Origin of the sequence: Niallia sp. FSL R7-0271, assembly GCF_038005785.1 — a bacterium.
In the GTDB taxonomy this organism is placed as follows: domain Bacteria; phylum Bacillota; class Bacilli; order Bacillales; family Cytobacillaceae; genus Niallia.
This window is the reverse complement of record NZ_JBBOTZ010000001.1, coordinates 15,001-29,011: the sequence shown is the minus strand read 5'-3', so window position 1 is coordinate 29,011 and position 14,011 is coordinate 15,001. Positions and strand designations below refer to the sequence as shown.

11 protein-coding genes, 1 tRNA gene, 2 rRNA genes, 1 other RNA gene and 1 other annotated feature (1 of these 16 cut by a window edge) are annotated in these 14,011 nt (G+C 39.0%); of the genes, 5 read left to right on the top strand and 10 right to left on the bottom strand.

What is annotated here, in order from left to right; all coding sequences use genetic code 11:
• Positions 1-46: 46 nt before the first annotated feature.
• From dnaX to tadA, 3 genes are all read right to left on the bottom strand, one after another.
• Positions 47-1,762, bottom strand: a complete 1,716-nt coding sequence (gene dnaX / locus MKX82_RS00130) for a DNA polymerase III subunit gamma/tau (protein ID WP_233319453.1) — start codon at positions 1,760-1,762, stop codon at positions 47-49.
• Between the two features lie 160 nt (positions 1,763-1,922).
• An RNA gene (gene ffs / locus MKX82_RS00125) (signal recognition particle sRNA large type) lies at positions 1,923-2,187 on the bottom strand.
• Positions 2,188-2,264: 77 nt separating this feature from the next.
• Positions 2,265-2,783 carry a tRNA adenosine(34) deaminase TadA gene (gene tadA / locus MKX82_RS00120; protein ID WP_341079333.1) on the bottom strand — a complete coding sequence of 173 codons (519 nt, stop codon included), beginning with the start codon at positions 2,781-2,783 and terminating at the stop codon, positions 2,265-2,267.
• 117 nt (positions 2,784-2,900) lie between these two features.
• On the opposite strand from tadA, the gene MKX82_RS00115 reads away from it, so the two are divergent.
• The 4 genes from MKX82_RS00115 to MKX82_RS00100 all read left to right on the top strand — a co-directional run bounded on the left by MKX82_RS00115 (position 2,901) and on the right by MKX82_RS00100 (position 6,254).
• Positions 2,901-3,464 carry an isochorismatase family cysteine hydrolase gene (locus MKX82_RS00115; protein ID WP_192486472.1) on the top strand — a complete coding sequence of 188 codons (564 nt, stop codon included), beginning with the start codon at positions 2,901-2,903 and terminating at the stop codon, positions 3,462-3,464.
• Positions 3,465-3,503: 39 nt separating this feature from the next.
• Positions 3,504-4,787, top strand: coding sequence for a glycoside hydrolase family 18 protein (locus MKX82_RS00110; protein ID WP_192486473.1), 1,284 nt, complete (start codon positions 3,504-3,506; stop codon positions 4,785-4,787).
• 161 nt (positions 4,788-4,948) lie between these two features.
• A complete protein-coding gene (locus tag MKX82_RS00105) occupies positions 4,949-5,608 on the top strand; it encodes a deoxynucleoside kinase (RefSeq protein WP_192486474.1) in 660 nt (219 codons plus the stop codon).
• Entirely contained in the window at positions 5,586-6,254 is a 669-nt protein-coding gene (locus tag MKX82_RS00100; RefSeq protein ID WP_192486475.1) for a deoxynucleoside kinase, read from the top strand. The genes MKX82_RS00105 and MKX82_RS00100 overlap by 23 nt, the downstream gene beginning before the upstream one ends.
• A 111-nt stretch (positions 6,255-6,365) precedes the next feature.
• Here the strand turns inward: MKX82_RS00100 and MKX82_RS00095 are convergent.
• From MKX82_RS00095 to guaB, 5 genes are all read right to left on the bottom strand, one after another.
• Positions 6,366-6,458: transfer RNA gene (locus MKX82_RS00095), tRNA-Ser, on the bottom strand.
• Positions 6,459-6,567: 109 nt separating this feature from the next.
• The gene (gene serS, locus MKX82_RS00090) at positions 6,568-7,842 is read right to left on the bottom strand and encodes a serine--tRNA ligase (RefSeq protein WP_192486476.1); all 1,275 of its coding nucleotides are present in this window, start codon (positions 7,840-7,842) and stop codon (positions 6,568-6,570) included.
• Positions 7,843-7,923: 81 nt separating this feature from the next.
• Positions 7,924-8,150 (bottom strand) — a binding site (T-box leader).
• 61 nt (positions 8,151-8,211) lie between these two features.
• Complete coding sequence (gene pdxT, locus MKX82_RS00085) at positions 8,212-8,799, bottom strand: pyridoxal 5'-phosphate synthase glutaminase subunit PdxT (RefSeq protein WP_192486477.1); 588 nt, start codon at positions 8,797-8,799, stop codon at positions 8,212-8,214.
• Positions 8,800-9,158: 359 nt separating this feature from the next.
• Positions 9,159-10,490, bottom strand: coding sequence for a serine hydrolase (locus MKX82_RS00080; protein ID WP_311315985.1), 1,332 nt, complete (start codon positions 10,488-10,490; stop codon positions 9,159-9,161).
• A 163-nt stretch (positions 10,491-10,653) separates the two neighbouring features.
• Complete coding sequence (guaB, locus tag MKX82_RS00075) at positions 10,654-12,120, bottom strand: IMP dehydrogenase (RefSeq protein WP_192486479.1); 1,467 nt, start codon at positions 12,118-12,120, stop codon at positions 10,654-10,656.
• Positions 12,121-12,233: 113 nt separating this feature from the next.
• Here guaB and MKX82_RS00070 point away from each other — a divergent pair, with 113 nt between their 5' ends.
• On the top strand, positions 12,234-13,184 hold the full coding sequence (locus MKX82_RS00070; protein ID WP_341074442.1) for a YaaC family protein: 951 nt from the start codon (positions 12,234-12,236) through the stop codon (positions 13,182-13,184).
• A gap of 58 nt (positions 13,185-13,242) precedes the next feature.
• Here the strand turns inward: MKX82_RS00070 and rrf are convergent.
• Positions 13,243-13,359 (bottom strand): 5S ribosomal RNA (gene rrf / locus MKX82_RS00065).
• 116 nt (positions 13,360-13,475) lie between these two features.
• Positions 13,476-14,011, bottom strand: a 23S ribosomal RNA gene (locus MKX82_RS00060); it runs 2,400 nt beyond the window's last position.

Here is a 14,011-nt window from a genome sequence, read left to right as displayed (position 1 = left end):
TTTGCATATTTAATATAATATGCAAATTTCTCCTGTCGTTCAACAATCAGTCCTTCACTTCAAGCAATTCTTCACCAAATAGTTTTCTTGCCTCTGCAACTACTGGGTCATCTGCCTGATTTACGTGATTTCCCTCATTTTCCTCATCGGATCCTGCATGATGGGAACTGCTTAAAAAATCTTCTCTTATTTTTAGCCATTGTTCTTCAGGGACACCTACTAATTTATACCTTCTGCCTAGCAGCTGCTGAAGAGATAACGTGATTGTCTCTATAAATTTAACATTATCCAAAGCCATTTGACAGTGGATTTCATATTTAAATTTGATAACGATTGAGTCCGTAGATGCAGCAACAGGTTCGGCTTCATTTAAAAGAGCAGCTTGAGATCTCATCTGGTTTTTAACAAGCTGTCCAAGCATATTACCCCAATTACTCTTAATGTTTTGGAGTTCTTGCTTCGTTGCCTGCTTAAGTATCTCATTAATTTTACCAGTAGGCGCTTGAAATCCTTTCCGAGTTGCTCTCACCTTTTTCTGTGGTGCAGCTTCCTCGGCTGAACTTGTTACTCCTGATTGCCTAATTCTTGCAAGTTCCTCTTCGAGACTGTTTATTTTTGAAATAAGCCCTTGTATTTCCGTGTTCGAAAAGGCTCCTGTGTCTTGTGTTGGAGAAGAGATAGCCATTTGACACAATTTAACAATTGCTACCTCTAGGAAAATTCTAGGATGATTAGTCCAGCGCATATCCTGCTGCGTCTTATTCAGCAAACCAATCAATTCATAAATTTGTTCTTGTCCATACGAGTCAGCCAAGTTTCTGAACTCATCATCAAGCATAACCCGCTCTAATGACTCTTCTAAGTTTGGTGCTGTCTTATATAGAAGCATATCCCTGTAAAAGAAGATAAAGTCTTCAATAAACCTTGAGGGGTCTTTCCCTGAAAATAGGAGTTCATCTAATGATTGTAATCCTTTAACCGTATCTTTTTCATAGACTGCTTTCGCTAAGTCGTTAAGAAACCCTTGGGAAACAGCCCCAGTCACAGTAAGCGCATCTTCCACAGTGACACTTTCCTGGCTGTAGGAAATGGCTTGATCAAGCAGGCTTAATGCATCCCGCATACCGCCATCAGCCGCTCTTGCTATCATCTGCAACGCCTTATCGTCACATGAAATGCCGGATTCATCTATAATTAGCTTCATTCTCTTTACAATAGAGTGGGCAGTAATTCGTCTAAAGTCAAAGCGCTGACATCTAGAGATGATTGTTAATGGAATTTTATGTGGCTCTGTAGTAGCTAATATAAAAATAACGTGCTTAGGAGGTTCCTCAAGTGTTTTCAACAAAGCATTAAATGCCCCAATAGAGAGCATATGAACTTCATCTATTATATAAACTTTATACGGAACAGAGCTTGGAGCGTATTTTACTTTATCTCTTATATCTCTTATCTCTTCTACTCCATTATTCGAAGCAGCATCTATCTCTATTACATCCGGTATGGAACCATCCGTAATTCCTTTACAGGCGGCACATTCATTACAAGGCTCACTGATTGGTGCTCTTTCACAGTTGACTGCTTTTGCTAAAATTTTTGCCGCACTAGTTTTACCAGTACCCCTTGGTCCAGAGAACAAATATGCATGAGTTGTTTTTTGCTGAAGAAGGGCATTTTGGAGTGTTTTCGTTATATGTTCCTGACCTACTACATCAATAAACTGCTGTGGTCTCCATACTCGGTATAATGCTTGATAATTCATCGTCCGCCCTCCTTTCTATCTGCTCTCATTATTATATCTTATCTAATTATATTTTTACATTAAAACAATGGACATTGTTATTGTTATGTATCCAAAACTATATAATCAAAAAGACTCACTCTTTTAGAAGAATGAGTCTTTTAATTATAATATTAAACTGCCGTGCACCTTTCGTCGACTAGCTCCCATAAGCGTTACTTAAGCAGTTAGCTCAGTCCAGGCAACCCTGCGGCACATGGGGGTGTCCACTTAATGCTGCTTCCTTCCGGACCTGACATAGTTCATGGATTCCCATTGCGCAGGACCCGGACGTCAACACCACTTGCTTAAGGCAGACCCTACAGGACACTAGCCTCAGAAAGGAATTCAGCCTCGCTAGAGCGGATTGCGAGTACAGGGCACCGCTACCTCCCCGCTTAGCACGACAAACTTGATACCAAATTTTAATGTGTCATCTTGGACACAAACTAAGTATACTTATATTCAAACAAAAAAGCAATAATTATAAGCTGTTAATTTTTGTAATTTCTATTTCAGCCTTCTTCTTCTTCTTTTCAGCTTTCTTTTTTGTACGAAGTTCACGGAAGAAGTTAGTCAAAAGCTCTCCTGTTTCCTCCTTGAGCACTCCTGATACTACTTCAGATTGGTGATTAAACCGATCATCCTGAAGAAGATTCATAAAAGTACCAGCACAACCCCCCTTAGGGTCACTTGCACCAAATACTACCTTTTTAACTCTTGAGAGTATGATAGCACCTGAGCACATAGCACACGGTTCTAAAGTAACATAGAGCACTGCATTATCCAGCCTCCAGCTTCCTGTCTCTTTGCAAGCTATATCTATTGCCAGAAGCTCAGCATGAGCAATTGCAGTTTGCTCTGCCTCGCGCAAGTTATGCGCTTTTGCAATAACCTCTCCATCGAGTACAATAACAGCTCCTATCGGCACTTCCCCAATAGCTCCTGCTTTCTTTGCCTCCTCTATAGCTATCTGCATGAAATATCTATCATTTTTTTCTATTTCCACTTTTCATCACCCTGTGCATACTGTCATTTTTCTTGCCAACTGTAATTTATTTTCACAAAGTTACTTAAACTAATGTCATCATTCCTAATAACTAAATAAAGAGAGGTTACTATGAGCACTTCATCTAAGGCACTTTTAATAATTGATATGATTAATGACTTCCAATTTCAGCATGGAAAAGTTTTGGCTGAAAAAGCTGCTGCAATTGCAGAAAACATTTTTGCTTTAAAGAAGTACTGTTATAAGTCCAATATTCCTGTAATCTATATCAATGACCATTATAGCTTATGGAAAGCAGATATAAACAGTATCATTGATTATTGTTCTAATGAATACAGCCACAACATCCTTGAGAAGATTGCACCACAAAAGGCAGATTACTTTTTAATAAAACCGAAGCATTCCGCCTTTTACGGCACTGCATTAAACACACTTCTCCATCAGCTTAAGGTGGATGAGCTTATCCTGACAGGCATTGCCGGCAATATTTGTGTCCTATTTACAGCTAATGATGCTTATATGCGAGAATACTCTATTATTGTTCCTGACAATGCCATCGCCTCTGTCGATGAAAAAGACAATGTTTATGCTTTAACAATGATGAAGAACGTAATGAAAGCAAAAATATTTAAGTATGAAAAAAATAATATCATGTCGTCCCCACTTCAAACATAAACTGCAATAAGTAATTTTAACAGCAGGAGGGGATTTCCCATGCAAATACATGTTGTGCAGGCAAACCAGTCATTGACAGGCATTGCTCAAGCTTATGGAACTACTGCAGCTAATATAGCAGAGGCAAATGAGTTGCCTAACCCTAATAAGCTCGTCATAGGTCAAGCATTAGTTATTCCAATTGTCGGGCGGTTTTATTGGGTGCAGCCAGGGGACAGCTTATGGTCTATCTCAAGGAGATTTGGCATTTCCTATCAACAGCTTGCCAGCGTCAACAGAATCTCGCCAAACAGTCCTTTAACAGTAGGTTACCGTTTATATATACCACAGCAAACTAAACGCGCAGGAGAGTTTAATGCATATGTTGAACCTAGAGGAACAACTGTAGCTCCTGTTCTTGAGTCTTCCGCAAGGGAAGCAGCACCTTATCTCACCTATCTCGCACCTTTCAGCTTCCAAGCGTTAAGAGATGGCAAGCTGAAGGAACCTTTACTTAATAATTTCCCTACTATTGCAGCAAATAATAATAATGTACTGATGATGGTTATCACAAATCAAGAGAATGACCAGTTCAGTGATGAGCTTGGCCGAATATTATTAAATGATCAAGCCATCCAGAATACCTTTTTAAATAATATTGTGTCAACAGCTAAAAAATATGGCTTTAGAGACATTCATTTTGATTTTGAGTTTTTGCGTCCTGCTGATCGGGAAGCTTATAATTCGTTTTTACGTAAAGCCAAAGCCCGTTTCTCACAGGAAGGCTGGCTGCTTTCCACTGCTCTAGCCCCTAAAACCAGCGCTGGGCAGAAAGGAAAATGGTATGAAGCTCATGATTACCGTGCTCACGGGCAAATTGTCGACTTTGTTGTAATAATGACATATGAGTGGGGCTACAGCGGCGGACCAGCTATGGCAGTATCTCCCATTGGCCCAGTGCGCAATGTCCTTGAATATGCCATTACCGAGATGCCCTCCAACAAAATAATGATGGGTCAAAACCTTTACGGGTATGACTGGACACTTCCTTTTGTACAGGGTTCAGTCGCAAAAGCTTTAAGTCCTCAGAGCGCCATTCAACTGGCAGCTGACAATAATGTTGCTATCCTTTACGATACAAATGCACAGGCGCCTCACTTCAACTATACAGATGCACAAGGAAGGCAGCATGAAGTATGGTTTGAAGATGCTAGGTCTATACAGGCAAAATTTGATCTAGTAAAGGAATTGAATATCAGAGGTGTAAGTTATTGGAAGCTCGGACTATCGTTTCCGCAAAACTGGCTGCTCATATCAGATAACTTTAACGTCACAAAAAGATAACCACTACACTTCAAAGGCTGCCTCTTGTTAGGCAGCCTTTTTCCAGGAAATAATATGCACTTTTATTTAACACTAGTTAATGTCCATAACCGCTTTTCATGTGTTAAAATGACTTCATATGTCTTTTTTTATCATATTTTATAAATCAGGAGGGACAAGCATTGAACAATATCCCTTTTATTACAGTAGAAGGTCCTATTGGTGTTGGAAAAACTTCCTTAGCGAAGCTGCTTTCTGAACATTTTCAATATCATCTATTAAAGGAAATAGTCGAGGAAAACCCTTTTTTAGGTAAATTTTACGAGAACATTGATGAATGGAGCTTCCAAACGGAAATGTTCTTTTTATGTAATCGATACAAACAGCTTAATGATATTCAATCCCATTACTTGGACAAGAATATTCCCGTGGTAGCTGATTATCATATATTAAAGAATTTAATTTTCGCAAAGAGAACACTACAAGAGAAAGAACTAACAAAATATATACGTATATATGATGTTTTAACAGAGGATTTACCTGCGCCAAACATTATCATCTATCTACATGCTAGTTTAGATACTCTGATGGACCGTATCCAACAAAGGGATAGAGATATTGAAAAAAATATTAGCCCTCTTTATTTAGAGCAATTATCAACCGATTATCATGAAGTGATGGAGCAGTACCAAGAACAGCATCCTCATATCCCGGTGCTGTCATTCAATGGCGATACATTAGACTTTGTGAAAAATAAAGCTGATCTTGAAACTATTATAGATAAAGTGAAGCAAACATTAAAATTAGGAGCCTATACACATGAACCTACGCACGAAATATAATATTCCAAGCAATTCTGTAATTACAATTGCCGGAACAGTCGGTGTCGGCAAGTCCACATTGACTAATGCTCTTGCTGATGCACTTCAATTCCGCACATCTTTTGAAAAGGTAGATACGAACCCATATTTAGATAAATTTTATCAAGATTTCAGTAGATGGAGTTTCCATTTGCAGGTGTACTTCTTGGCAGAAAGGTTTAAAGAACAAAAGAAAATCTTTGAATATGGCGGAGGTTTTATTCAGGACCGTTCTATTTACGAAGATACAGGTATTTTCGCAAGAATGCATTATGAAAAAGGCACAATGTCTGAAACAGATTACGAAACATATACAAGCTTGTTCGATGCAATGGTAATGACACCATATTTCCCGCATCCAGACTTGCTGATCTATTTAGAAGGTTCATTAGATGACATACTTACGAGAATTGACAAACGAGGACGGACTATGGAAAAAGAAACTCCTGTAGAGTATTGGCAAGAAATGCATACTCGCTATGAGAAGTGGATTGATTCCTTTAGTTCATGTCCAGTCTTGCGATTGAACATAAACGACTATGATGCAACAGAAGGAAGTTCTGCTATCGAACCGATAATTGAGAAGATATCTGTTATTCTTCAGCAAAAGAATCTTGTAAAAAGATAAAGAAGAGGATTATTCCTCTTCTTTTTTTATATAGGAAAACAAAAAAAGCCTGCTGTAAACAGCAGACTTTTATATCTCCAATATTTATGCGCGATATTAGTAAAATAACTATGGAGGAGGAAAGGGGATTCGAACCCCTGCGCGGTTTGACCCGCCTGTCGGTTTTCAAGACCGATCCCTTCAGCCGGACTTGGGTATTCCTCCATCAGACAGATAACAATATATCATATGTAGCTTTTACTGTCAACATTTATTCAATAAATATATAGAAGAAGCATTCGCTTCTTCTATATATTTTATAATGCCCAATTAATCAGCCTATAACCTCTCTATTTCCCATATATGGACGCAGTACTTCTGGAATCACTACACTGCCGTCCTCTTGCTGATAATTCTCTAATATTGCTGCCACTGTACGCCCTATTGCAAGGCCTGAACCATTAAGTGTATGAACATGCTCTGGCTTGCCTTTTGCTTCCCTGCGGAAACGGATGTTTGCTCTTCTTGCTTGGAATGCTTCAAAGTTACTGCAAGAAGAAATTTCTCGATATGAACCATAGCTTGGTATCCATACTTCAACATCATATTTTTTCGCTGCTGTAAAGCCTAAATCACCTGTGCACATGCTTAAAACACGATATGGCAGGCCTAATAGCTGTAATACTCGCTCTGCGTTTGCTGTCAGTTTTTCCAGCTCTTCGTAAGAATCTTCCGGTTTAACAAACTTAACCAATTCTACTTTATTAAATTGATGCTGTCTGATTAGCCCTCTTGTATCTCTTCCTGCAGACCCAGCTTCAGAGCGGAAGTTTGCACTGAAAGCAGCATATTTGATTGGCAGCTGATCACCATCTAATATTTCATCACGATGCAGGTTAGTTACAGGCACCTCAGATGTAGGGATTAGGAAGTAATCCTCTTTTTCAATCAAGAACGCATCTTCTTCAAATTTAGGAAGCTGCCCTGTTCCTGTTAAGCTTGCTCTATTGACTAAAAATGGAGGAATAACTTCCTTGTAGCCATGCTCTTCTGTATGAAGGTCGAGCATAAAGTTAAATAGTGCTCTTTCTAGTCTGGCACCAAGCCCTTTATAAAACACAAAACGGCTTCCAGTAACTTTTGCTGCTCTTTCGAAATCAAGTAAATCCAGCTCTGTCGCTACATCCCAATGTGGTTTCGGTTCAAAATCAAAATTTCTTACCTCTCCCCATTTTCTGATCTCTACATTATCATCCTCTGTTTCACCAACAGGTACACTTTCGTGGGGAAGGTTTGGTATTCCGAGCATAATTGCCTGCAGTCTCTCTTCAACCTGGCGAAGCTCATCATCAAATCCTTTAATTTTGTCACCAACTTCACGCATTTCCAAAATTAAAGATTCAGCATCCTTCTTTTCACGCTTAAGTGCAGCAACTTGTTGGGATACCTCATTTCTTCTGCTTTTTAGTTGTTCTGTTTCTACAATCAGCTCTCTTCTTCTTGTGTCAAGCTCCTCAAAATGATCCAATTCAGACAGATCTTCGCCTCGATGCTGAAGCTGTTCTTTTACAAATTCAAAATTAGCACGTACAAACTTAATATCAAGCATGTATTCTTCCTCCTTGCTTTTTTAGCTATATGCTCTAAACGATAAACCCTTTAGCAGAACACAAAAAACTCCCGTCCCCAAAAAAGGGACGAGAGTTACCCGCGTTGCCACCCTAGTTGAAAGCAAATATGCTTTCCACCTTAAATACATAACGGTTTTTAGCCGAAAACAATTACTTGCCATCTTACATGGCTTTCCTTGTTTTTACTCTAGGATGGATTCACAGGCTTTATTCACCGATTCACACCAGCCATCGGCTCTCTTTAGAATAATGTATTCCTGCTACTGATTCCTATCAGTGTAGATGTCATATAAAAGTTTTTTTCATCGTACTATAATTATGAACAAAGTTCAACCACTATATACAAATTAGTTCTTTTTTGATTCATCTACCATAGAAATGAAATATCCTGTCAACCGGTGATCTTGTGTCAGCTCTGGATGGAAGGAACAACCAAGAAATTGTCCTTCTCTCGCTGCTACAATCCTGCCGTTATGCTTAGCAAGTACTTCCACATTCTCACCTGCACTTACAATATGCGGTGCTCTTATAAATACAGCAGTGAAATCCTCAGCTACATTAGCTATATCCAAATTTGCTTCAAAACTGTCCACTTGACGGCCGAAAGAATTTCTTTCCACATGAACATCCATAACGCCGATATGGGGCTCTTTATAACCTTCAATTGATTTTGCTAAAAGGATTAAGCCTGCACATGTCCCAAACATCGGTTTTCCTGATTCAGCAAACTTCTTTAAAGGCTTCATAAAATCATACTTATCAATAAGTCGACGCATTGTTGTGCTTTCGCCGCCTGGAATAATCAAACCGTCAACCTCGTTCAGTTCTTCTTTATTTTTCACAAGAACTGCCGTTGCTCCATTAGCTTCTATTGCATTCATATGTTCTCTAACAGCTCCCTGAAGGCCAAGAACACCTACTTTTATATCTGTCATAGTTTTATCTCCTTATTACCAGCTATGCTCCTTCATGTACGCTTCTGGTCCCCAAACTTACAATCTCATCGCCAAATAGCTGTAATCAGTTTTTTTCAGATCTTCATCTTGGTAATGTTCTAAGGCTTTAGCGAATTTTTATATATTCTGTGTTAATAACATCCCGAACTACAATGTACTTATGGTTATCTGCCAGTTTCTCCGTAGCTATAATCATTCAAAGCCCCCTATTTCCGCCTTCTATTCGCAGAGCCTGCTTAATTAACCAAAAGAATATGATTTGTATTGTATAAATTTCCCTAATGAAAATAAACAATAAAAAATGGTTCCTGTCAAGACAGGAACCATTTCTTTTTTTATTAAAACCATCCTTTTACTGTGGATGAAACACTATCCCAAATATTTGCAAAGAATGAACCTACGCCACGCATTGCTAATACGAACCAGTTTGCTTTTTCAACTGTTTCGGCAGCAACAACATCAACGCTTGCCTTTTCTGATCCATCACTAGTTAAGAACGGAACTGCTTTTCCATCCTTTGTCTCTAAAGTAATATAACCAACCTTATCACCTTTTTTGACTGGAGCAGCCAGTTCACCCTTGCTGTTTAACTTTTTGTCATCCAATACTAGCTTTGCCACATAGTTTTCTTTATCTTCTTTTTTAATCACTAAATTAACAGCATCGCTTGTTTGAATTTTTACAGAGTCTTCTTTACCTTTTGTTACTTTAACAGATTCATTTCCCTTTACTGTGTAACCCGCAGGAAGAATCTCTTCTGTGCTGAAATTGTTAAAGCCATAATTCAACAGTTTAGTTGCGTCTGTGAAACGGCTGTTTTTCGTTTCGCTCTTCATAATTACTGCAATAACACGTTGATCTCCGCGTTTAGCTGTTGCAGTTACATTGTAGCCTGCATAATCTGTAGAACCTGTTTTAAGACCATCTGCTCCTTCATATCCAAACACCAAAGAAGGCAACAGCCAGTTAAAGTTATCATATGTTCTACCATCACGGAATTTTAGCCTTGGCATGCCAGATGTCTCCAGCACTTCAGGGTAATCATTCAGCAAGTGATAAGCAAGTGATGCAACAGTTTTCGCAGACATCTCATTTTCATCTGTTTCACTGCCTGCAGGGTGATTGCCCAATAAGTCGCTGTTATTTAATCCAGATGAGTTTACAAACTTATAATCTTTAAGCCCGAGCTCCTCTGCCTTTTCATTCATAACATTAATATAGTTTTTTTCTGTTCCAGCAATTAGTTCAGCCAATGCTACTGTCGCAGCATTGCCAGAAAATATACCCATCGCTTGGTAAAGCTCTTTTACAGTGTATTCTTCCCCCTCTGTCAATCCTATGTTAGAAAGACCAGGAGCACCAGATAAACGGTGAATATAATTATTTATTTTAACCTTTTGATCCCAGCTAATTTTTCCTTCTTTTATTGCTTCAAGGACAATATATTCTGTCATCATTTTTGACATGGATGCTACACCCATTAGTTTATCTGCGTTCTTTTCGTATAATATTTCCCCCGTGGCAGCATCAACTAGTATAGCTGCACCAGCTTCCAATCCTAAAGTATCCTCATTCTCAGCTGCCTTTGCTTGTTGCGGTAGACCTGCAGCAACGGTGCTCACGAAAAGCACGGCCATAAGTACATACAGCGTCCACTTTTTTAATTGCATCAATGATAAAACCTCCAACACATTATTATTATCTATTAAACTTTAAATTATTTTTTTAAATTAAGAATTTCCCTTGTACAGTTTACCATAAAAAAAACAAAAAAAATAGACGGTGATAGAGTTCACCATCTATTGTAATATTCCGTAACAATTGCAAAACTACTTAAGAAATAGAGTAGTTTGGAGCTTCTTTTGTAATTTGAACATCATGCGGATGGCTTTCTCTTAAACCAGCGCCTGTCATTTTTACAAATTGTGTATTTTCTCTCAAATCAAGAAGATCTTTCGCACCACAATATCCCATACCAGAACGGATACCGCCTACTAGCTGATAAATTGTATCAGAAAGAGGTCCTTTATATGGAAGTCGCCCTTCAATACCTTCTGGAACAAATTTTTTGTTATCTTCTTGGAAGTAGCGGTCTTTAGAACCTTTTTCCATTGCTGATACAGAACCCATACCTCTGTATACTTTAAAGCGTCTGCCTTGGAATATTTCCGTTTCTCCAGGGCTTTCAGATACCCCAGCAAGAAGGCTTCCCAACATAACAGCATGTCCGCCAGCAGCCAGTGCTTTTACGATATCTCCTGAATATTTAATTCCTCCGTCAGCAATGATTGCTTTACCGTGTTTTCTAGCTTCTGTTGCACAATCATAAACTGCCGTAATTTGTGGAACACCAACACCTGCAACAACCCTAGTCGTACAGATTGATCCTGGTCCGATTCCTACCTTCACCACATCTGCTCCTGCTTCTATAAGTGCTCTTGTACCTTCAGCAGTAGCTACATTCCCAGCGATAATAGTTAAATCAGGGAAAGCATTCCTTATATCTCTAATACCGTCTAGAACACCTTTAGAATGTCCATGAGCAGTATCAATAACGATAGCATCTACTTGGGACTTAACTAAAAGCTCAACCCTTTTAATAGCATCGCTCGTTACGCCTACAGCAGCACCTACAAGCAATCTACCTTGTGCATCTTTAGCAGAGTTAGGGAACTCAATAACCTTTTCAATATCTTTAATTGTAATAAGGCCTTTCAAAACGCCCTCTTCATTGATAAGAGGCAGCTTTTCAATTTTATGTCTTTGCAGAATTTTTTCTGCTTCCTCTAATGTTGTACCTACTGGAGCCGTTACTAAGTTGTCCTTAGTCATTACATCACTAATTTTAATGGAAAAGTCTTCAATGAAACGAAGGTCTCTGTTTGTTATGATACCTACAAGTTTTTGCTCATCATGGTTATTAACGATAGGTACACCTGAAATGCGATATTTTGACATCAGATGTTCTGCATCAAATACTTGATGGTCTGGAGTTAGAAAAAATGGATCAGTAATTACACCACTCTCAGAGCGTTTAACTTTATCTACTTGCTCAGCTTGCTGTTCAATTGACATATTTTTGTGAATGATTCCCATTCCGCCTTGTCTAGCGATTGAGATTGCCATTTCAGCCTCTGTTACAGTATCCATACCCGCACTAATCAATGGGATATTTAATTTTAAATTAGACGCCAATTCTACTTTTAAGCTTACATCTCTTGGCAATACTTCTGATTTGGCAGGTATCAATAAAACATCATCAAAGGTTAAACCTTCTTTAGCAAATTTACTTTCCCACATTTTAACGCCTCCAATTAGTAAAAAAATATTATTAGTAGGTTATCAATTGGACAAAATACTGTCAAGGTTAGTTCAATAAGTTTCATTTTTCAAAAAATTCAGGAGGCAAACATATGTACAGTTCTTATAAGGACTGGGACTCGTTTAGCTGCTTTTTTTCCGCAGAATATTCCCAGCTTTTTCTAAAAAAATGCTATAAATTACTACATACCAGTGATGTCGATACGAAGAGCTATCAAAACTGCTATCCATTTATTTATTTTCTTGAGCATGGTAAGCTCTATTATCAACAAGCCCTAAACTCACCAATAAATATCCAGCCAGTTTTACTTTTTTATGGGTTTGTTCATCTAATAAAAGCTTGTCTCCTTACAATAGATCCTGCCTATCCAAGCAGTACCTCTGTACTAGCTCATGGTGTCTCAACAAGAAAAAGAAAAAAACAACAATACTTATTTTTTAAGGATGAAATAAAAATTCAAAAAAACGGATTATTTGCATGTATGTCGGAGAATATGTTTAAGCTTCCTTCAATTGAAGGAGAGAAGTTTAATATGGGTGAACTATTAAAACAAATACCTGAACTTAATGACTTATTCCATATATTCACAGGAAGTCCAACCTTTTTGCCGGTTACCCTTTCCAGTACAGAAGCAACCATCCCTTCTAAAGTGCTAGATAGTTACTTTATGAGTCAAGGCCGTTTTCAGCAGTACTTAGAAGACCAGTTAGGAAATCCTATTAAGGGGATAAGCACGAATAAAACTAGTCTTAATATTTCTTTTTCAGATAGCTTGCAGCCGGCTGCTCCGTTCTACTTCCATGTAACGGATGCTCAATACTATATTCCGGTAGAAAAACGCAGTGTACAGCTGCCTGAAATTCTTGTGCATTATTTATTATTATATAATTTGAGCATGATTGCCAGGTATGAAATAGAGTGGTGGAGTGAACTGATGAAGACGATGCCTAATCAAGATTATCCATATATTGAATCCTTTTTATCAATAGCTGCCAAAAAGGGGCCTCAGCTTATCTTTCAATTTTTAGCAAACAAAATGTAGCTTAGATTTCCTAATAAAACAAAAAGCACCTAGTTAAACTAGATGCTTTTTTTAAAGTGCCTGGCGACGTCCTACTCTCACAGGGGGAGAGCCCCCAACTACCATCGGCGCTGAGAAGCTTAACTTCCGTGTTCGGTATGGGAACGGGTGTGACCTTCTCGCTATCGCCACCAGACTATTATGTTTTTATGAGTTGTTCTCTCAAAACTAAATCATCTTCGAAGAAAAACAAGAACCAAGCAATCATTCATGTCCAGCTGCAGAAGCCAAAGCTTCTTCCGCTTTCCTATTTTAGTTAAGTCCTCGATCTATTAGTATTTGTCAGCTCCACGTGTCACCACGCTTCCACCTCAAACCTATCAACCTGATCATCTTTCAGGGATCTTACTAGCTTACGCTATGGGAAATCTCATCTTGAGGGGGGCTTCATGCTTAGATGCTTTCAGCACTTATCCCTTCCGCACATAGCTACCCAGCTATGCCTTTGGCAAGACAACTGGTACACCAGCGGTGCGTCCATCCCGGTCCTCTCGTACTAAGGACAGCTCCTCTCAAATTTCCTACGCCCACGACGGATAGGGACCGAACTGTCTCACGACGTTCTGAACCCAGCTCGCGTACCGCTTTAATGGGCGAACAGCCCAACCCTTGGGACCGACTACAGCCCCAGGATGCGATGAGCCGACATCGAGGTGCCAAACCTCCCCGTCGATGTGGACTCTTGGGGGAGATAAGCCTGTTATCCCCGGGGTAGCTTTTATCCGTTGAGCGATGGCCCTTCCATGCGGAACCACCGGATCACTAAGCCCGACTTTCGTCCCTGCTCG